General features: G+C 74.1%; 5 protein-coding genes. All 5 read right to left on the reverse strand.

The features are described 5' to 3' along the window. Window positions 1-23: 23 nt before the first annotated feature. On the reverse strand, window positions 24-11,030 hold the full coding sequence (locus tag OG286_RS18445; protein WP_405365494.1) for an SDR family NAD(P)-dependent oxidoreductase: 11,007 nt from the start codon (window positions 11,028-11,030) through the stop codon (window positions 24-26). A 172-nt stretch (window positions 11,031-11,202) separates the two neighbouring features. Further along, on the reverse strand, window positions 11,203-12,510 hold the full coding sequence (locus OG286_RS18450) for a methylaspartate mutase (protein ID WP_396325930.1): 1,308 nt from the start codon (window positions 12,508-12,510) through the stop codon (window positions 11,203-11,205). Between the two features lie 62 nt (window positions 12,511-12,572). Beyond that, the gene (locus OG286_RS18455; protein WP_396325920.1) at window positions 12,573-13,076 is read right to left on the reverse strand and encodes a cobalamin B12-binding domain-containing protein; all 504 of its coding nucleotides are present in this window, start codon (window positions 13,074-13,076) and stop codon (window positions 12,573-12,575) included. After that, complete coding sequence (locus tag OG286_RS18460; protein WP_405365496.1) at window positions 13,073-14,302, reverse strand: type III PLP-dependent enzyme; 1,230 nt, start codon at window positions 14,300-14,302, stop codon at window positions 13,073-13,075. The genes OG286_RS18455 and OG286_RS18460 overlap by 4 nt, the downstream gene beginning before the upstream one ends. Next, complete coding sequence (locus OG286_RS18465; RefSeq protein ID WP_396325932.1) at window positions 14,299-15,774, reverse strand: AMP-binding protein; 1,476 nt, start codon at window positions 15,772-15,774, stop codon at window positions 14,299-14,301. Before OG286_RS18465 ends, OG286_RS18460 begins: the two co-directional genes overlap by 4 nt. Window positions 15,775-15,820 lie beyond the last annotated feature (46 nt).

Consider the following 15,820-nt stretch of genomic DNA (forward strand, 5'->3'; position numbering starts at 1 on the left):
CACAGTTCCTACGCCTTCCTCGGTCACTCGGAGTCGCTGCGCCGGGCCGCCTCGGCCAACAGGGCCTCGAGGTCCATCGCCATGATCGATTCGCTCTGGTCCGCCTGCGCGGTGTCGTCCTGCTGTGCGGGCCCGCCGGGTGCAGCGAGCGCGAGCAGCTGGTCGAGCAGCCCGGCCTCGCGGACGCGGGCGAGCGAGAGGGTGCCGAGCGTCTGGCGGAACGCGTCCTCGTCCAGCTCCCCGCCGGAGCCGGCGGCCACCTCGGGGATGTCCGGGAGCAGTTCGGTGAGCAGGTGCTTGGAGAGCGCCACCGGGCTCGGGTAGTCGAAGATCAGCGTCGCGGGCAGGCGCTGTCCGGTGGCCTTGTTGAGCCGGTTGCGCAGTTCGACGGCGGTGAGCGAGTCGAAGCCGACCTCCTGGAAGGAGCGCGCCGGGTCCACCGTGGCGGCGGAGGTGTGGCCCAGGACGGCGGCCACGTGCGCGCAGATCAGGTTCTGGAGCAGGTGGAGCTGCTCGTCCTGCGACAGGCCCGCGAGCTGCGACTCCAGGCTCTCGTCCGCCGCGGGCGCGGCGGCCGGAGCGGCCTTCGCCGCCCGGGGCGCGCGGGGTTCGGCCGCCGGGACCAGGGTCCGCAGCATGGCGGGGACGCCGCCGGTACGGGCGCGCAGGCCCGCCGGGTCGAGCTTGACGGGCAGCAGCACCGCCTCGTCGGCACTCAGCGAGGCGTCGAACAGCGCGAGGCTCTCCTCGGCCGAAAGGCCCACCACGCCGGAGGAGTTGATGCGCTGGACGTCGGCGCGGCCGAGGTTGCCGCCCATGCCGGTGCCGGTGTCCCAGAGGCCCCAGGCCAGCGAGAGTGCGGGCAGGCCGTCCAGCCAGCGCTGGCGGGCCAGCGCGTCCAGGTAGGCGTTGGCCGCGGCGTAGTTGCCCTGGCCGGCGCCGTCCAGCGTGCCCGCCACCGAGGAGAACATGACGAAGGCGCGCAGCGGGAGGTCCCGGGTCAGCTCGTGCAGGTGCCAGGCCGCATCCGCCTTGGGGCGCAGCACCGCGTCCACCCGCTCCGGGGTCAGGGAGCCGATCGTCCCGTCGTCCACCACACCGGCCGTGTGCACCACGCCGGCCAGCGGGCGCTCCTTCTCCACCCGGTCCAGGACGGCCGCCAGCGCCTCGCGGTCGGCGACGTCCGCCGCCTCCAGCAGCACCGACTCGGCGCCCAGGGCGAGGAGTTCGTCCCGCAGCTCCGCGGCGCCCGGCGCCGCCTCACCGCGGCGGCTCACCAGCGCCAGGCTCCGCACCCCGTGGCCGGTCACCAGGTGGCGGGCGACGACCGCGCCCAGACCACCCGTGCCACCGGTCACCAGAACCGTCCCGGTGCCGTCGAACGGCGAACCGGTCCCGGTCTCGGCCCGCACCACCCGCGGGACGAACACCGTGCCGTCGCGCAGGGCCAGTTCGGGCTCTCCCGAGGCGACGGCCGCGGGCAGCAGCCGCAGCGACGCGTCGCCGCCGGCCAGCTCCACCAGCACGAACCGCTCCGGGTTCTCCGCCTGAGCCGACCGCACCAGGCCGGCCACCGCACCGCCGGCCAGTGACGGGGCCTCCGTCAGGACGACCAGGCGCGAGGACTCGAACCGGTCGTCCGCCTGCCAGGACCGGAGCACCTCCAGCACGCGGGCCGTCTCCGCCCGCACCCCGGCGGGGCTGTCGTCCGGCCCGCCGGCCGGCAGCAGCACGACCGTCGAACCGGCCACCGCGTCGAGCTCCGGGGCCGCCTCGACGCCCCACTGGGCCGCCCAGGCATCCGACTGCGGGCCGACCACGGCCCAGCGGCCCTCCATCGGCACCGCGGGGTCCAGCGGCTCGGCCACCCACTCCATCCGGTAGACCGTGCGGGTGGCGCCGCCGCTGCGCGCCGCCTCGATCTGGTCGACCGACACCGGCCGCGCCACCATCGACCCCACCGTCATCACGGGCAGGCCCGCGCTGTCGGCGATGACCAGCGACGACTCGTCCGGCGAAGAGGAGGAGACCTTCACCCGCAGCCCGGTGACGCCCGGCGTGAGCAGGGAGACGTCGGACCAGGCGAAGGGCAGCGAGGCCCCCTCGGTGCCGCGCGGGGAGTTGTCGAGCAGCTCCGTGGCGTGCAGCGCGGAGTCGAGCAGCGCGGGGTGCAGGCCGAAGGCGGCCGCGTCCACGTGCGCCTCCTCCGGGAGGGCGATCTCCGCGAAGATCTCGCCGTTGCGCTTCCAGGCGGCCCGCAGCCCCTGGAAGACCGGGCCGTAGCCCAGCCCGTCGGCGGCCAGTTCGGCGTAGAGGCCGTCCAGGGCGATCGCCTCGGCGCCCTTCGGCGGCCAGACGCTCAGGCCCGCGGCCGCCTCCGGTGCGGCGTCGGTCAGCGTGCCCGTGGCGTGCTTCAGCCACAGGCGCTCACCCGGCGCGTCCTCCAGCCGGGAGTAGACCGAGAACGGGAGTCGGCCCGCCTCGTCCGGGTCGCCGACGACGACCCGCAGCTGGCAGCCGGCGCGCTCCGGGAAGACCAGCGGCGCCTGGAGGGTCAGCTCCTCCAGGAAGCCGTGACCGGTGTGCAGGCCCGCGTGGATCGCCAGGTCGACGAAGGCCGTGCCCGGCAGCAGGACGGACCCGGCGACGGTGTGGTCGGCCAGCCAGGGGTGCGAGTCGAGACCGACCCGGCCCGTGAACAGGTAGCCGTCGGAGTCGGGCAGTTCGACGGCCGCCCCCAGGAAGGGGTGCTCCGTCGCGGCCTGGCCCAGGGAAGCCGCATCACCGGCCGCCGCCACGGCGTCGAGCCAGTAGTGCTCGTGCTGGAAGGCGTAGGTCGGCAGGTCGACGCGGCGGGCGCCGGTGCCCCGGAACACGGCCGCCCAGTCGACGTCCGCGCCCGCCTCGAACACGGCGGCCAGAGCGGCCAGCAGGGCGGGGGCCTCGTCGCGGCCCTTGCGCAGCGCGGGCACGAGGAGGGCGTCGTCGGGGTCGGCCAGACAGGCCTGGGCCATGCCGGTCAGCACCCCGTCGGGACCGAGTTCGAGGTAGCGGGTGACGCCGGCGTCCTCCAACGCCCGGATCCCGTCGGCGAAACGGACGGCCTGGCGGACGTGGCGCACCCAGTACTCCGGATCACGCAGCTCGTCAGCGGCCGCGATGCGACCCGTCACGTTCGACACCACGGCGAGCTGGGGCTCGCCGAAGGAGAGGCCCCGGACGACGGCCCGGAAGTCCTCCAGCATCGGCTCCATCAGCGGCGAGTGGAACGCGTGCGAGACCGTCAGCCGGACGGAGGCGATGCCACGCTCCTCCAGCTTCCTCACGACCTTGCCCACCGCGGCCTCGGCACCCGAAATCACCACCGACGCGGGCCCGTTGACCGCCGCCACCCCGACCTCGGCCTCGTGGCCCTTCAGCAGCGGCAACACGTCCGCCTCGGCCGCCCGGACAGCCACCATGACGCCACCGGCGGGCAGCGCCTGCATCAGCCGGCCACGCGCGGCGACCAGCGTGCACGCATCCGCCAGCGACAGCACACCGGCCACATGCGCAGCCGCGATCTCACCCACCGAGTGCCCGGCCAGGAAGTCCGCCCGCACACCCAGCGACTCCACCAGCCGGTACAGCGCCACCTCGACCGCGAACAACGCCGACTGCGTGAAGACCGTGTCATCCAGCGAACCCGACGCACCCGCGATCACCTCGCGCAGCGACACACCCAACTCACCGTCCAGCAGCCCACACACCTCGTCCAGGGCAGCTGCGAACACCGGGAAGGCCTCGTACAGTTCACGACCCATCCCGACCCGCTGCGAACCCTGACCCGTGAACAGGAACGCCGTCTTGCCCTCGGAGCGCGCCGCCCCCGTCCCGGCGTCTTCGCCGGCAGCGATCGCCGCCAGGCTGCCCAGGAAGTCCTCGCGCGTCGAACCGAACACCACGGCACGCCGGGCGTGCGCGGTACGCGTGGTCAGCGACGAGTAGCCGAGGTCCAGCAGGCGCGAGGAGTCGGCAGCGACGAACGCGTGCAGCCGCTCGGCCTGCGCCCGCAGCGCCTCGTCCGTCCGGCCGGAGACCGCGAGCGGCACCGGCACACCCGACGGCCAGCCCGCACCCGGCTCCTCTGCGGTCTCCTCGACGGGCTCAGCCGCCGGGGTCTCCTCCAGAATCACGTGCGCGTTGGTGCCGGAAATCCCGAACGACGACACACCCGCACGACGCGGCGCACCGTCCGCCTTCTCCCAGGCGCGAGCCTCGGCCAGCAACTCGACGGCGCCGGCCTCCCAGTCCACATGCGAGGACGGCGCATCCACGTGCAGCGTCTTCGGCAGCACGCCGTGGCGCATCGCCTGCACCATCTTGATGATCGCCGCCACGCCGGCGGCGGCCTGGGTGTGGCCGAGGTTCGACTTCACCGAACCCAGCCACAACGGGCTGCCCTCCGGGCGGCCCTGGCCGTACGTCGCCAGCAGCGCCTGCGCCTCGATCGGGTCACCCAGCGTGGTGCCCGTGCCGTGCGCCTCCACCACGTCCACGTCGGCGGTCGACAGACCCGCGTTGGCCAGCGCCGCCCGGATCACCCGCTGCTGCGACGGACCGTTCGGCGCGGTGATGCCGTTGCTCGCACCGTCCTGGTTGACCGCCGAACCGCGGACCACGGCCAGCACCTCGTGCCCGAGCCGACGCGCGTCCGACAACCGCTCCACCAGGAGCACGCCCACGCCCTCGCCCCAGCCGGTGCCGTCCGCCGCCTCCGCGAACGCCTTGCAGCGGCCGTCCTTGGCGAGGCCCCGCTGCCGGCTGAAGTCGGTGAAGGTCTCGGGGGTCGCCATGACGGTGACCCCGCCCGCCAGCGCGAGGTCGCACTCGCCGCGGCGCAGCGCCTGGATCGCCCAGTGCAGCGCCACCAGCGAGGACGAGCACGCCGTGTCCACCGACACCGCCGGACCCTCCAGGCCCAGGCTGTAGGCGACGCGGCCGGAGACCACGCTGCCCAGGCTGCCGTTACCCAGGTACGTCTCCAGGTCCTCCGGGACCACACCGAGGCGGGACGCGTAGTCGTGGTACATCACGCCCGCGAAGACGCCGGTCTGGCTGCCCTTGAGCGTGGACGGGTCGATGCCGGCGCGCTCGATGGCCTCCCAGGAGGCCTCGAGCAGCAGGCGCTGCTGCGGGTCGGTGGCCATCGCCTCGCGCGGGCTGATGCCGAAGAACTCGGCGTCGAAGTCGGCCGCGTCGTGCAGGAAGCCGCCCTCGTTGGAGTAGGTCTTGCCCGGCTTGCCCGGCTCGGGGTCGTAGATGCCCTTCGTGTCCCAGCCCCGGTTCTCGGGGAACCGGGTGATGCCGTCGCGGCCGGCGGCCAGCAGCTCCCACAGCTCCTCGGGCGAGCGGACCTCGCCGGGGAAGCGGCAGCTCATCCCGACGATGGCGATCGGCTCGTCGTCGGTGAGCACCACGGCGGGGGCGGCCTCGACGGCCGGGGTGTCGGCCCCGACCACGGTCTCCTTGATGTGGTCGGCGAGCGCCTGGGGGGTCGGGTAGTCGAAGACGAGCGTGGCGGGCAGCCGCAGGCCGGTCTCCTGGTTGAGCCGGTTGCGCAGCTCGACGGCCGAGAGGGAGTCGAAGCCGATCTCGGTGAAGGCGCGCTTGCTGTCGATGGCCGCGCTGCTCTCGTGGTGCAGGACGGCGGCGACGTGGGTGCGCACCAGGTCGAGCAGGGTCCGGGTGCGCTCGTCCGCGGAGAGCCCGGCGAGGCGCTGGGCGATCGGGGACGCGGCCTGGCCGGCGCCGCCCTTCTCGGCGGCGCGCCGGGTCGTCGTACGGACGAGGTCGCGCAGGACGGCGGGGACGCCGTCGGCGCGGGCCCGCAGATCGGCCTGGTCGAGGCGGACGGGGAGGAGGACGGGCTCGTCGCTCGTGAGCGCGGCGTCGAGGAGGGCGAGGCTCTCCTCGGCCGAAAGGCCCACCATGCCCGAGGAGTTGAGACGGTCGACGTCAGCGCGGCTGAGGTTGCCGCCCATGCCGGTGCCGGTGTCCCAGAGGCCCCAGGCCAGCGAGAGTGCGGGCAGGCCCTCCTCCCGGCGCCGGCGGGCCAGCGCGTCCAGGTAGGCGTTGGCCGCGGCGTAGTTGCCCTGGCCGGCGCCGTCCAGCGTGCCCGAGGCCGAGGAGAAGAGGACGAAGGCGCGCAGCGGGAGGTCCCGGGTCAACTCGTGCAGGTGCCACGCGGCGTCCGCCTTCGGGCGCAGCACCGTGTCCACCCGCTCCGGGGTGAGCGAGCCGATCGTCCCGTCGTCCACCACACCGGCCGTGTGCACCACACCCGTCAGCGGACGGTCCTGCGGCACCCGGCCGAGGACGGCCGCCAGCGCCTCACGGTCGGCGACGTCCGCCGCCTCCACCAGCACCGACTCCACACCCAGGCCGAGGAGTTCGTCCCGCAGCTCCGCGGCGCCCGGCGCCGCCTCACCACGGCGGCTCACCAGCACCAGACTCCGCACCCCGTGCCCGGTCACCAGGTGCCGGGCCACCACCGCGCCCAGACCACCCGTGCCACCGGTCACCAGCACCGTCCCCGTGCCGTCGAACGGCGCTTCGGCAGCGTCGGCGCGCACGGACTCGTCGCGGGCCAGCCGCGGCACGAACACCGCACCGTCCCGCAGCACGAGTTCGGGCTCACCCGAAGCCACCGCAGCCCCCAGCAGCGACGCATCACCACCGGCCAGATCCACCAGCACGAACCGCCCCGGCTCCTCCGCCTGCGCCGACCGCACCAGACCGGCCACCGCACCACCGGCCAAGGACCCGGCCTCCGTCACCACCACCAACCGCGAAGACGCGAACCGCCCATCTCCCAAGCATTTCTGAAGCACCGTCAGCACGTCGGAAACGGCGTCCCGCGGCTCACCACCACCCACCGGCAGCACCACCACGGCCGCACCCGCAGCCGACCCCAGATCCGCGACCGCCTCCACACCGGACACCCCGGCACCCAACGCCACCCAACGACCCTCCCGCACCACACCCGCATCCACCGGGAGTTCCCTGAGGGTGAAGCGGTAGAGCGGGCCGGCGCCGGTCGAGGAGAGCCGGACGGAGGAGACCGGGCGGGCCAGTACCGAGCCGACCGACATGACCGGCCGGCCCGTGCCGTCGGCGATCAGCAGCGAGGACTTCTCCCGGCCGTCGACCGCGATGCGCACCCGGAGCGCGTCCGCGCCCACCGCGTGCAGGGTGACGTCGTTCCAGGCGAACGGCAGCAGGGTGGCGTCGTCGCCGGTCCCGGCATCGGGGAACGCCAGGTCGGCGGCCTGGAGGGCGGCGTCGAGCAGGGCCGGGTGCAGGCCGAACGCGGCCGCGACGCCCTGCTCGCCCTCGGGCAGCGCGATCTCGGCGAAGATCTCGTCACCGCGCTGCCAGGCGGCGCGCAGCCCCTGGAAGACCGGGCCGTAGTCGTAGCCCTGCTCGGCCATCCGGGCGTAGGCGCCGGAGAGGTCGAGCGCGGTGGCGTCCTGCGGCGGCCAGGCGGTGAGCTCCGCCGGCGCGACCGGGCCGGCCTCGGGGGCGAGGACGCCCGCGGCGTGCTGGGTCCACGGGTCGTCGAACGAGACGTCGTCGGCGCGGGAGTAGACCGCCAGGCTGCGGCGGCCCGTCTCGTCGGCCGGCCCGACCAGGATGCTGACCGCCACCCCGCCGCCCTCGGGGAGGACGAGCGGGGCCTGCAGCGTCAGCTCCTCCAGGGCCTCGCAGCCGACCTGGTCGCCCGCCCGGACGGCCAGCTCCACGAAGGCCGTGCCCGGGAGCAGGACCTGCCCGCGGATGGCGTGGTCGGCGAGCCAGGCGGTGGTGCGCAGGTCGAGGCGGCCGGTGAGCACGACACCGTCGGAGCCGGGCAGCTGGACGCCCGCGCCGAGCAGCGGGTGGTCGACCGCGAACTGGCCGACGGCGGCCGGGTCGTTCTGCGAGGTGCCCGCGTCGAGCCAGTAGCGGCGGCGCTGGAAGGCGTAGGTCGGCAGTTCGACGCCCGGGGAGGCGACGCCGGGGAAGAACGGCGTCCAGTCCACGGCGTGGCCGCGGGTGTGGGCGTGGGCGAGCGCGGTGAGCAGCTCGCGCTCCTCGGGGCGCTCCCGGCGCAGGACCGGGGCGAGGAGGGCCTCGTCCGAATCCTGGAGGCAGGGCTGCGCCATGGCGGTGAGCACGCCGTCGGGGCCGAGTTCGAGGTAGGTGGAGACACCGGCCTCCTCGAGGGCGCGGACGCCGTCGGCGAAGCGGACGGCCTCGCGGACGTGACGCACCCAGTACTCGGGGTCGCGCAGCTCGTCGCCGGTGGCGAGGCGGCCGGTGACGTTGGAGACGACGGAGATGAGCGGCTCGTCGAAGCGGACGGCCCGGACCACGCGCCGGAACTCGTCGAGCATCGGCTCCATCAGCGGCGAGTGGAAGGCGTGCGAGACGGTCAGCCGCTTTCCGCTGATGCCGCGGTCCGCCAGCGCGGCGAGGATCTCGTCCACGGCGGCCCCGGCACCCGAGATCACCACGGAGGCCGGGCCGTTGACCGCGGCGATGCCCGCCTCGTGCTCACGGCCCGCCAGCAGCGGGAGCACGTCCGCCTCGGCGGCGCGGACCGCCGCCATCACGCCGCCGGCCGGCAGCTGCTGCATCAGCCGGCCGCGGGCGGCCACCAGCACGCAGGCGTCCTCCAGCGAGAACACGCCGGCGACGTGGGCGGCGGCGATCTCGCCGACGGAGTGGCCGGCCAGGTGGTCGGGGCGCACGCCGAAGGACTCGAGCAGGCGGAACAGCGCCACCTCGACGGCGAAGAGCGCGGTCTGGGTGTAGGCGGTCCGGTCCAGGAGCGCGGCCTCCGGGCTGCCCGGCTCGGCGAACAGCACGTCGAGGAGGGGGGTCTCCAGCTGGAGGTCCAGGAGGTCGGCGGCGTCGTCCAGCGCGTCGGCGAACACCGGGAAGGTGTCGTACAGTTCGCGGCCCATCCCGACCCGCTGCGAACCCTGGCCGGTGAAGAGGAAGGCGAGCAGGCCGGGGCCTGCGTGGCCAGACACCGCGGCGGGCACGGACACGCCCTCGGCGAGCGCGGTCAGGCCCGCCACGAAGGACTCGCGGTCGGCGGCGAGGACGACGGCACGGTCGGCGTGCTGGTTGCGGGTGGTGGCCAGCGCGTGGCCGAGCTCGGCGGGCGAGGCGTCGGAGCCGGCGGCGAACGCGGCGAGGCGGGCGGCCTGGCCGCGCAGCGCCTCGGCGCCGCGGCCGGAGACGAGCCACGGGGTGAGCGTGCCGGGCCGCTCGGTGCCGGCGTCCCCCGCGGGCCCGGCGTCCTCGGTCGCCGGTGCCTCCTCGATGATCAGGTGGGCGTTGGTGCCGCTGATGCCGAACGCGGAGACGGCGGCCCGGCGGGGCTGTCCCTCGGCGGCCTCCCACGGCCTGGCCTCGGTGAGCAGCTCGACCTGGCCCGTCGACCAGTCGACGTGCGGGGTCGGCTCGTCGATGTGGAGGGTCTTGGGCAGCACGCCGTGCCGCATGCCCATCACCAGCTTGATGACGCTGGCGACGCCGCCGGCAGCCTGGGTGTGGCCCAGGTTGGACTTGATGGAGCCGAGGAGCAGCGGCCGGCCGACCGGACGCCCCTGGCCGTAGGTGGCGAGGACGGCCTGGGCCTCGATCGGGTCGCCCAGGGTGGTGCCGGTGCCGTGCGCCTCCATCGCGTCGATGTCGGCGGCGGTGAGGCCCGCGTTGGCCAGGGCCTGCTGGATGAGGCGCTGCTGCGAGGGGCCGCTGGGGGCGGTGAGGCCGTTGCTGGCACCGTCCTGGTTGATCGCGGAGGAGCGGATCACCGCGAGCACCCGGCGGCCGTTGCGGCGGGCGTCGGAAAGCCGTTCCAGGACGAAGATGCCGACGCCCTCGGCGAAGCCGGTGCCGTCCGCGGAGGCCGCGAAGGCCTTGCAGCGGCCGTCGGGGGCGAGGCCGCGCTGCTGGCTGAAGGCGCTGAACATCCCGGGGCTGCCCATGACCGTGACGCCACCGGCCAGGGCGAGCGAACTCTCGCCCTGGCGCAGCGAGTTGGCGGCCAGGTGCAGGGCCACCAGGGAGCCGGAGCAGGCGGTGTCCAGGGTGATGGCCGGGCCTTCGAGGCCGAGCAGGTAGGAGAGCCGGCCGGAGATGACGCTCGGGGTGTTGCCGGTCATCAGGTAGCCGGCGAGGCCGTCGGGAGCGTCCTGGATGCGGGTGCCGTAGTCGTGCACCTCGGCGCCGACGAAGACGCCGGTGCGGGCGCCCCGCAGGGTGTCCGGGGCGATGCCGGCGCGCTCCAGCGCCTCCCAGGCGGTCTCCAGGACGAGCCGCTGCTGCGGCTCCATGCCGACCGCCTCGCGCGGGCTGATCCCGAAGAACTCGGCGTCGAAGAGGGTGGCCTCGGAGAGGAAGCCGCCTTCGCGCACGTAGCTCTTGCCGGGCACGCCGGGCTCGGGGTCGTACATGCCCTCGACGTCCCAGCCGCGGTCGGTGGGGAACGGGCCGAGCACCTCGGCCTCGTTCGTCAGCAGGCGCCAGAGGTCGTCGGGCGAGGAGAGGTCGCCGGGGTAGCGGCAGCCGATGCCGACGATCGCGATCGGGTCGTCGTCGGCGCCGACCCGCTCGGCGACCACGGTCTCCTCGGCCAGGCCGAGCGCGGTGCCGCGCAGGAAGGCGGCGAGCGCGGCGGTCGACGGGTGGTCGTAGGCGAGGGTGACCGGGAGGTCGAGCCCGGTCGCCGCGGCCAGCCGCGCGTGGAGGTCGACCGCGGCGAGCGAGTCGAAGCCCAGTTCCAGGAAGGGGCGGTTCTCGTCGACGGTGCGCGGCACCTCGGCGCCGGCGTGCCGCAGGGTCGCGACGACCTGCTCGCCGACCAGTGCCACCGCGGCGCGCAGCTGCTCGGCCGGCTTCAGCCCCGACAGACGGCGGGCCAGCGCGCTGCTGTCCTGCACCGGCGCGCCACCCGTCTGGTGAACCAAGTTTTCGGACTCGCTCATTCCGCGCACTCCACTACTCATCCAGTTGCTGGCAGGCGAAAGGTCGGGCGGCAGGCGCCCCGGGGCGTCGGGCGGTACGCCCTCGACGCTCCGGACGGCAATACGCCCCAAAACTAACGACAGGAATCGGGCGGGCCACACCCCTAACGGCCCCTATGCCGGGGCCGGACCTGCGGCTCCGCTATCCGGGCAGCGGGCTGCGGAAGGCCTCGTCATCGAAGGTGCGCTGTATGTAGGTGAGCGCTTCGAGAAGTTCACGGGACGTCACCCGCCGGTTCCCCGAGGCGTCCGCGACGCGCCCGATCGGCAGGGCCCCGGTGGTCGCCCAGCGCAGCCGCCCGGTGCCGTCGATGAAGCTGCGGGCGCGCCCCATGTTGTCGGGGTGCACGCAGTAGGGGACGTCGAGGTACCCGCGCTTGAAGGCGAGCAGCAGTGCCTGGCCCACGTCGTCGTGGAGGTTCAGCACCGCGTCGACGAGGGCGGCGGCCTCGGTGTAGGTCTGGGAGTCGGAGCGGGCGAGGGCCTCGGTGGCCGGCGGCCGGTCGCCGGCCCCGGCGGCGAGGGCCGGGACGCCGGCCTCGTCGGCCGCGACGTCCGAGGCGTACTCCAGCGCCGCGACGTTCTCCTCGATGGTGGGGATGCGCCGGGACTCCGCGACCGTCTTCACGATGATGCGTTCCGATCCGGACCGCGCCGCCAGCCGGGCCGCCTCGCCGAGCAGCCGGTAGGACCCGGCGTCGGTGGTCGGGTACACCCCCATGTAGGTGTAGATCACCACGTGCCAGACGGTGTCCGGCAGCAGCCGCGCGCACAGGGCGCGCAGGGCGGCGACCGCCTCGGCGTCCTGCTCCGGGTGGGTCTGCTGGGCGTAGCTGACGGAGATGCTGCGGATGCCGTTGCGGTGGAAGAAGAGCGCCTCCAGGGCGCTGATCGCCACCAGCAGGCTGGGCGGGCAGAGCTGTCCGAGCATGCAGCCGCCGAAGGACTCCAGGTGCGGTTCGACGCCGCTCTCGCGCAGCCGGGAGAAGAGCTTGGTGGAACGGTCCCACTCCCGCACCGACTGGTCGAGCGGGGTCCGCCCGTACGGCAGGCAGTAGGAGACGGGGCCGCCCTCGGTGGCGCTCAGGCCGGCCCGCACCAGCGCCTCGAAGATGTGGAAGGGCTTGGCGGAGCCGTGCCGGACCTGCACCGGGAAGGCGGGCCCGTGCAGCCCGGCGAGGACCTCCCGGGTCTGCTCCGGGCTGTAGTTGACGATCGGGTAGCCGTTGATGCCGGTGCCCAGGCGCAGCGCCTCCTCGACGGCCGCCATGTCCCCGACCCGGGTGTAGCTGTCGAGGGTGAGGGTACCGACGGTGGTCGCGCGGGCGTTCCGGGTGGCGGTGAGGCCGCGGCGCATCCGCGCGGGGTCGCTGAACCCCATGCGCGGCTGCACCACCAGCCGGCCGGCCTCGTGCGCGGCGCGCACGAAGCGGCCGAAGTCGGCGGGCACGGTGCCCGTCCGGGCCTCGGGGGATCCCGCCGGGACGGCGGGGGACAGGGCGTTCTCCTCGGTCACCTGAGCGCTTTCTGCGGCAGCGAGACGAGGAAGCGCTCGAAGGAGCCCTGTTCCGTGCGGCCGTCCTCGAAGACGGCGTTGAAGCCGGCCTCGACCAGCTCCCGGAGGCGGGCCTCGTCGCTGCCGCCGGCGATGCCCAGCTTCCCGCCGATCACCATCGGGGTGCGGGCGAGGGCGGGGACGGCGCGGAGTTTTCGGATGACCCGCACCCCGTCCTGGTAGCCGTGGCCGTTGACGCTGCTGATCACCACGAGGGCCGGGTCGTGCGCCCGGATCTCCGACTCCAGCAGCTCGTCCGGGACGGTCGGACCGAGGTTGACGACGTCGTAGCCGAGCTCCTCGATCAGGAGCTGGAGGAAGACGAGGTTCCAGGTGTGGGCGTCCGAGGAGAGCCCGCTGACGATGACCGTCCCGCCGCCGGGCCCGGGGGCGTCGGGCAGGGCGGTCGCGGCGGGGCCGGCGGCGACCGCGGTGGTACCGGCCAGGGTGAGCTCGCTCATGCGTACGTCCTGACGTGTTCGATGCGGGAGATGGAGACGACCTCGGTGCCGCGCACCACGACCTCGGTCGGGGCCGGGCGGCCGAGGAACATCAGCAGGCTCGACGTGGGCCCGTACGCGCCGGCGTTGGGGACCTCGATGACGTCGCCGCCGTCCAGCGGCGGCAGCTTCACGTCGCGGCCCAGGACGTCGCCGGGGGTGCAGAGCGGGCCGACCAGGCTGGCCTTGGTCCACTCGGCGGTGTCCGCGCCCTCCGGGTCGGGGCTGACCGCGACCGGGAGCAGCCGGCCGAGGCCGGACATGCCGCCGAAGGTGTTGATGCCCGCGTCGAGGATGACGAAGGTGCGGCCGCGGCTCTCCTTGATGTTGACCACCCCGGCGAGCAGCGTGCCGCCGTCACCGACGAGGTAGCGCCCGGACTCGCAGGCCACCGTGGGGAACCCTTCGCGCCAGCGAGGGAAGTGCTCGTCGAGGATCTCGGTGAGGGCGGCGCGCAGCCGCGTGTAGACGGGGCGCCGGCCGGGCACCGCGTACGGGGCCGAGAAGCCGCCGCCGATGTCCAGGAACCGCGGTTCGATGCCGGTGTCGGCGAAGGTCTGGGCGGCCACCGCGACGGTGTTGCGGAACTCCCCGATCAGGGCGTCCTCGTCGCGGGCGTTGCTCAGCGGGAAGAAGTGCGCGCCGGCGAGGCGGACGCCCTGCACCGCGCGCAGCCGCGGCATCAGCTCGACGAGCTTCTCGCTGTCGATGCCGAACTGCGAGGGGGCGCCGGTCATCCGGATGCTGGTGGTGGCGCTCGCCGAGACGCTGTTGATGCGCAGCAGGGCGTCGGCGACGACGCCGTGGCGCAGGGCGACGGCGCCGATGTGCTCCAGGTCGGTGGCCGACTCCACGGAGAACATCCGCACGCCCTTGGCGATCGCCTCGTCCAGCTCGCCGTCGGTCTTGCCGGGGCCGGTGTAGAGGATCTCCGCCGGGTCGAAGCCGGCGGTCAGGGCGGCGGCGAGCTCGCCGGTGGAGCTGATCTCGGCGCGGCAGGCGTGGTCGGAGCCCTCCCGCAGCGCCCGGAGGACCTCCGGGTGCGGGTTGGCCTTGACGGCGGCGAAGAGCTCGAAGCCCTCCGGGAGCGCCGCGAAGAGGTCGTCCCGGGCCGCCTGGACCCGGTCGAGGTCGTAGACGTACAGCGGGGTGCCGTAGCGCTCCGCGAGGTCGGCGTAACGGGTCACTTGGAGGTCCCCTCGAGAAGCTCGACGAGCTTCTTCTTGTCGTTCTTGCCGTTCTGGGTGAGCGGTATCGCGTCGACGACGTAGCAGGCGGAGGGCACCTTCTGGGCCTCCAGGCGGGCGTTGAGCTCGCGCAGGACCTCGGCCCGGCCGCGCTGCGTCTCGACGAACAGGACCAGGTCGCGCTCCCCCTCGGGGGGCAGCACGGCGGCGGCGCGCACGCCGTCGATGTCGGTGGCGGCGGACTCGATCTCGACGGTGCTCATCCGCACGCCCTTGCGCTTGAACATGTCGTCGCGCCGGCCGTCGAAGTACAGGTAGCCGTCCTCGTCGAGCCGGCCGTAGTCGCCGGTGTGCAGGCGGCGCGCGCCGGTGACGGGGTCGGTGCGGAACGCCCGGGCGGTCTGCTCGGGGTTGCGCCAGTAGCCGGGCATGACGTGGGGGCCGACGGCGACGATCTCGCCGGTCTCGCCGGGGGGCAGCGCGCGGCCGTCCTCGTCCAGGATGAGCACCTCGGTACCGGGCAGCGGCAGGCCGACCGCGTCGGGGCGCTCGCGCTCCTGCGCGGGCGGCATGACGGTGATGCGCTTGCACTCCGTCTGCCCGTACTGGCGGACCACCCGGCAGCCCGGGAACTTGGCCCGCAGCGCGTCGATGGTCGCCTGCGGCAGCGCGGCACCGGTGTTGGTGAAGAGCCGGACGTTCGGCGCCGGGTCCTCCTCGCGCTCGGCGAGGCGCACGATCATCGCGGCCAGCGAGGGCACGATCGGCACGATGGTGGCCCCGGACTCGCGGATGCGGCGCAGCAGCACCAGGTCGGAGGCGCCGTCGGCGAGGACGATCTCGGAGCGGCCGAGGACGGAGAGCAGGACCTTGTAGAGGCCGTAGTCCCAGGAGATCGGGAAGCGGCAGAAGACGACGTCGTCCGGGCGGTAGCCGATGACGTTCTCGATGGCCGCGGACGCGAAGGTGATCTGGGCGTGCGGGCAGATCACCGCCTTGGGGGCGGCGGTCGAACCCGAGGTGTAGACGAGGACGGCCACGTCGTCCGGTTCGACCGCGGCGTTCTGCGTCCGGGCGCCGGTCTCGGCGTACTTCTCGACCTCGCCCCAGACGGAGTCCCGGTCGCGGACGGCCGCCCCGGTGAGGGTGGAGACGTTCTCCGCGGCAGCCTCGGTCACCAGCACCAGGGCCGGTTCCGCATTCGCCAGGACGGGCCCGAGGTGGAAGTTCTTCATCCCCGGGTTGAGCGGGACGAAGACGACGCCGCGCATGGCGGCGCCGAAGAACATGGCGACCAGTTCCCGGGTGGTGGGGATGTGCACGACGAGCCGGTCGCCGCGGCGCAGGCCCTGGTCGGCCAGCCAGGCGGAGAATGCCTGGGCGTAGCCGTCGAGCTGCTCGTACGTCCAGGTGCCGGCGGTGTCGCTGACCGCCTTGGACCCGGCGGAGTCGGCCACCGCTTCGGCCAGCAGTTCATGGACGAGTGCCGCCCGGCCGGAATTCCCTGCTGCGGTTATT

It is taken from the genome of Kitasatospora sp. NBC_00039, assembly GCF_045160625.1.
GTDB lineage: Bacteria > Actinomycetota > Actinomycetes > Streptomycetales > Streptomycetaceae > Kitasatospora.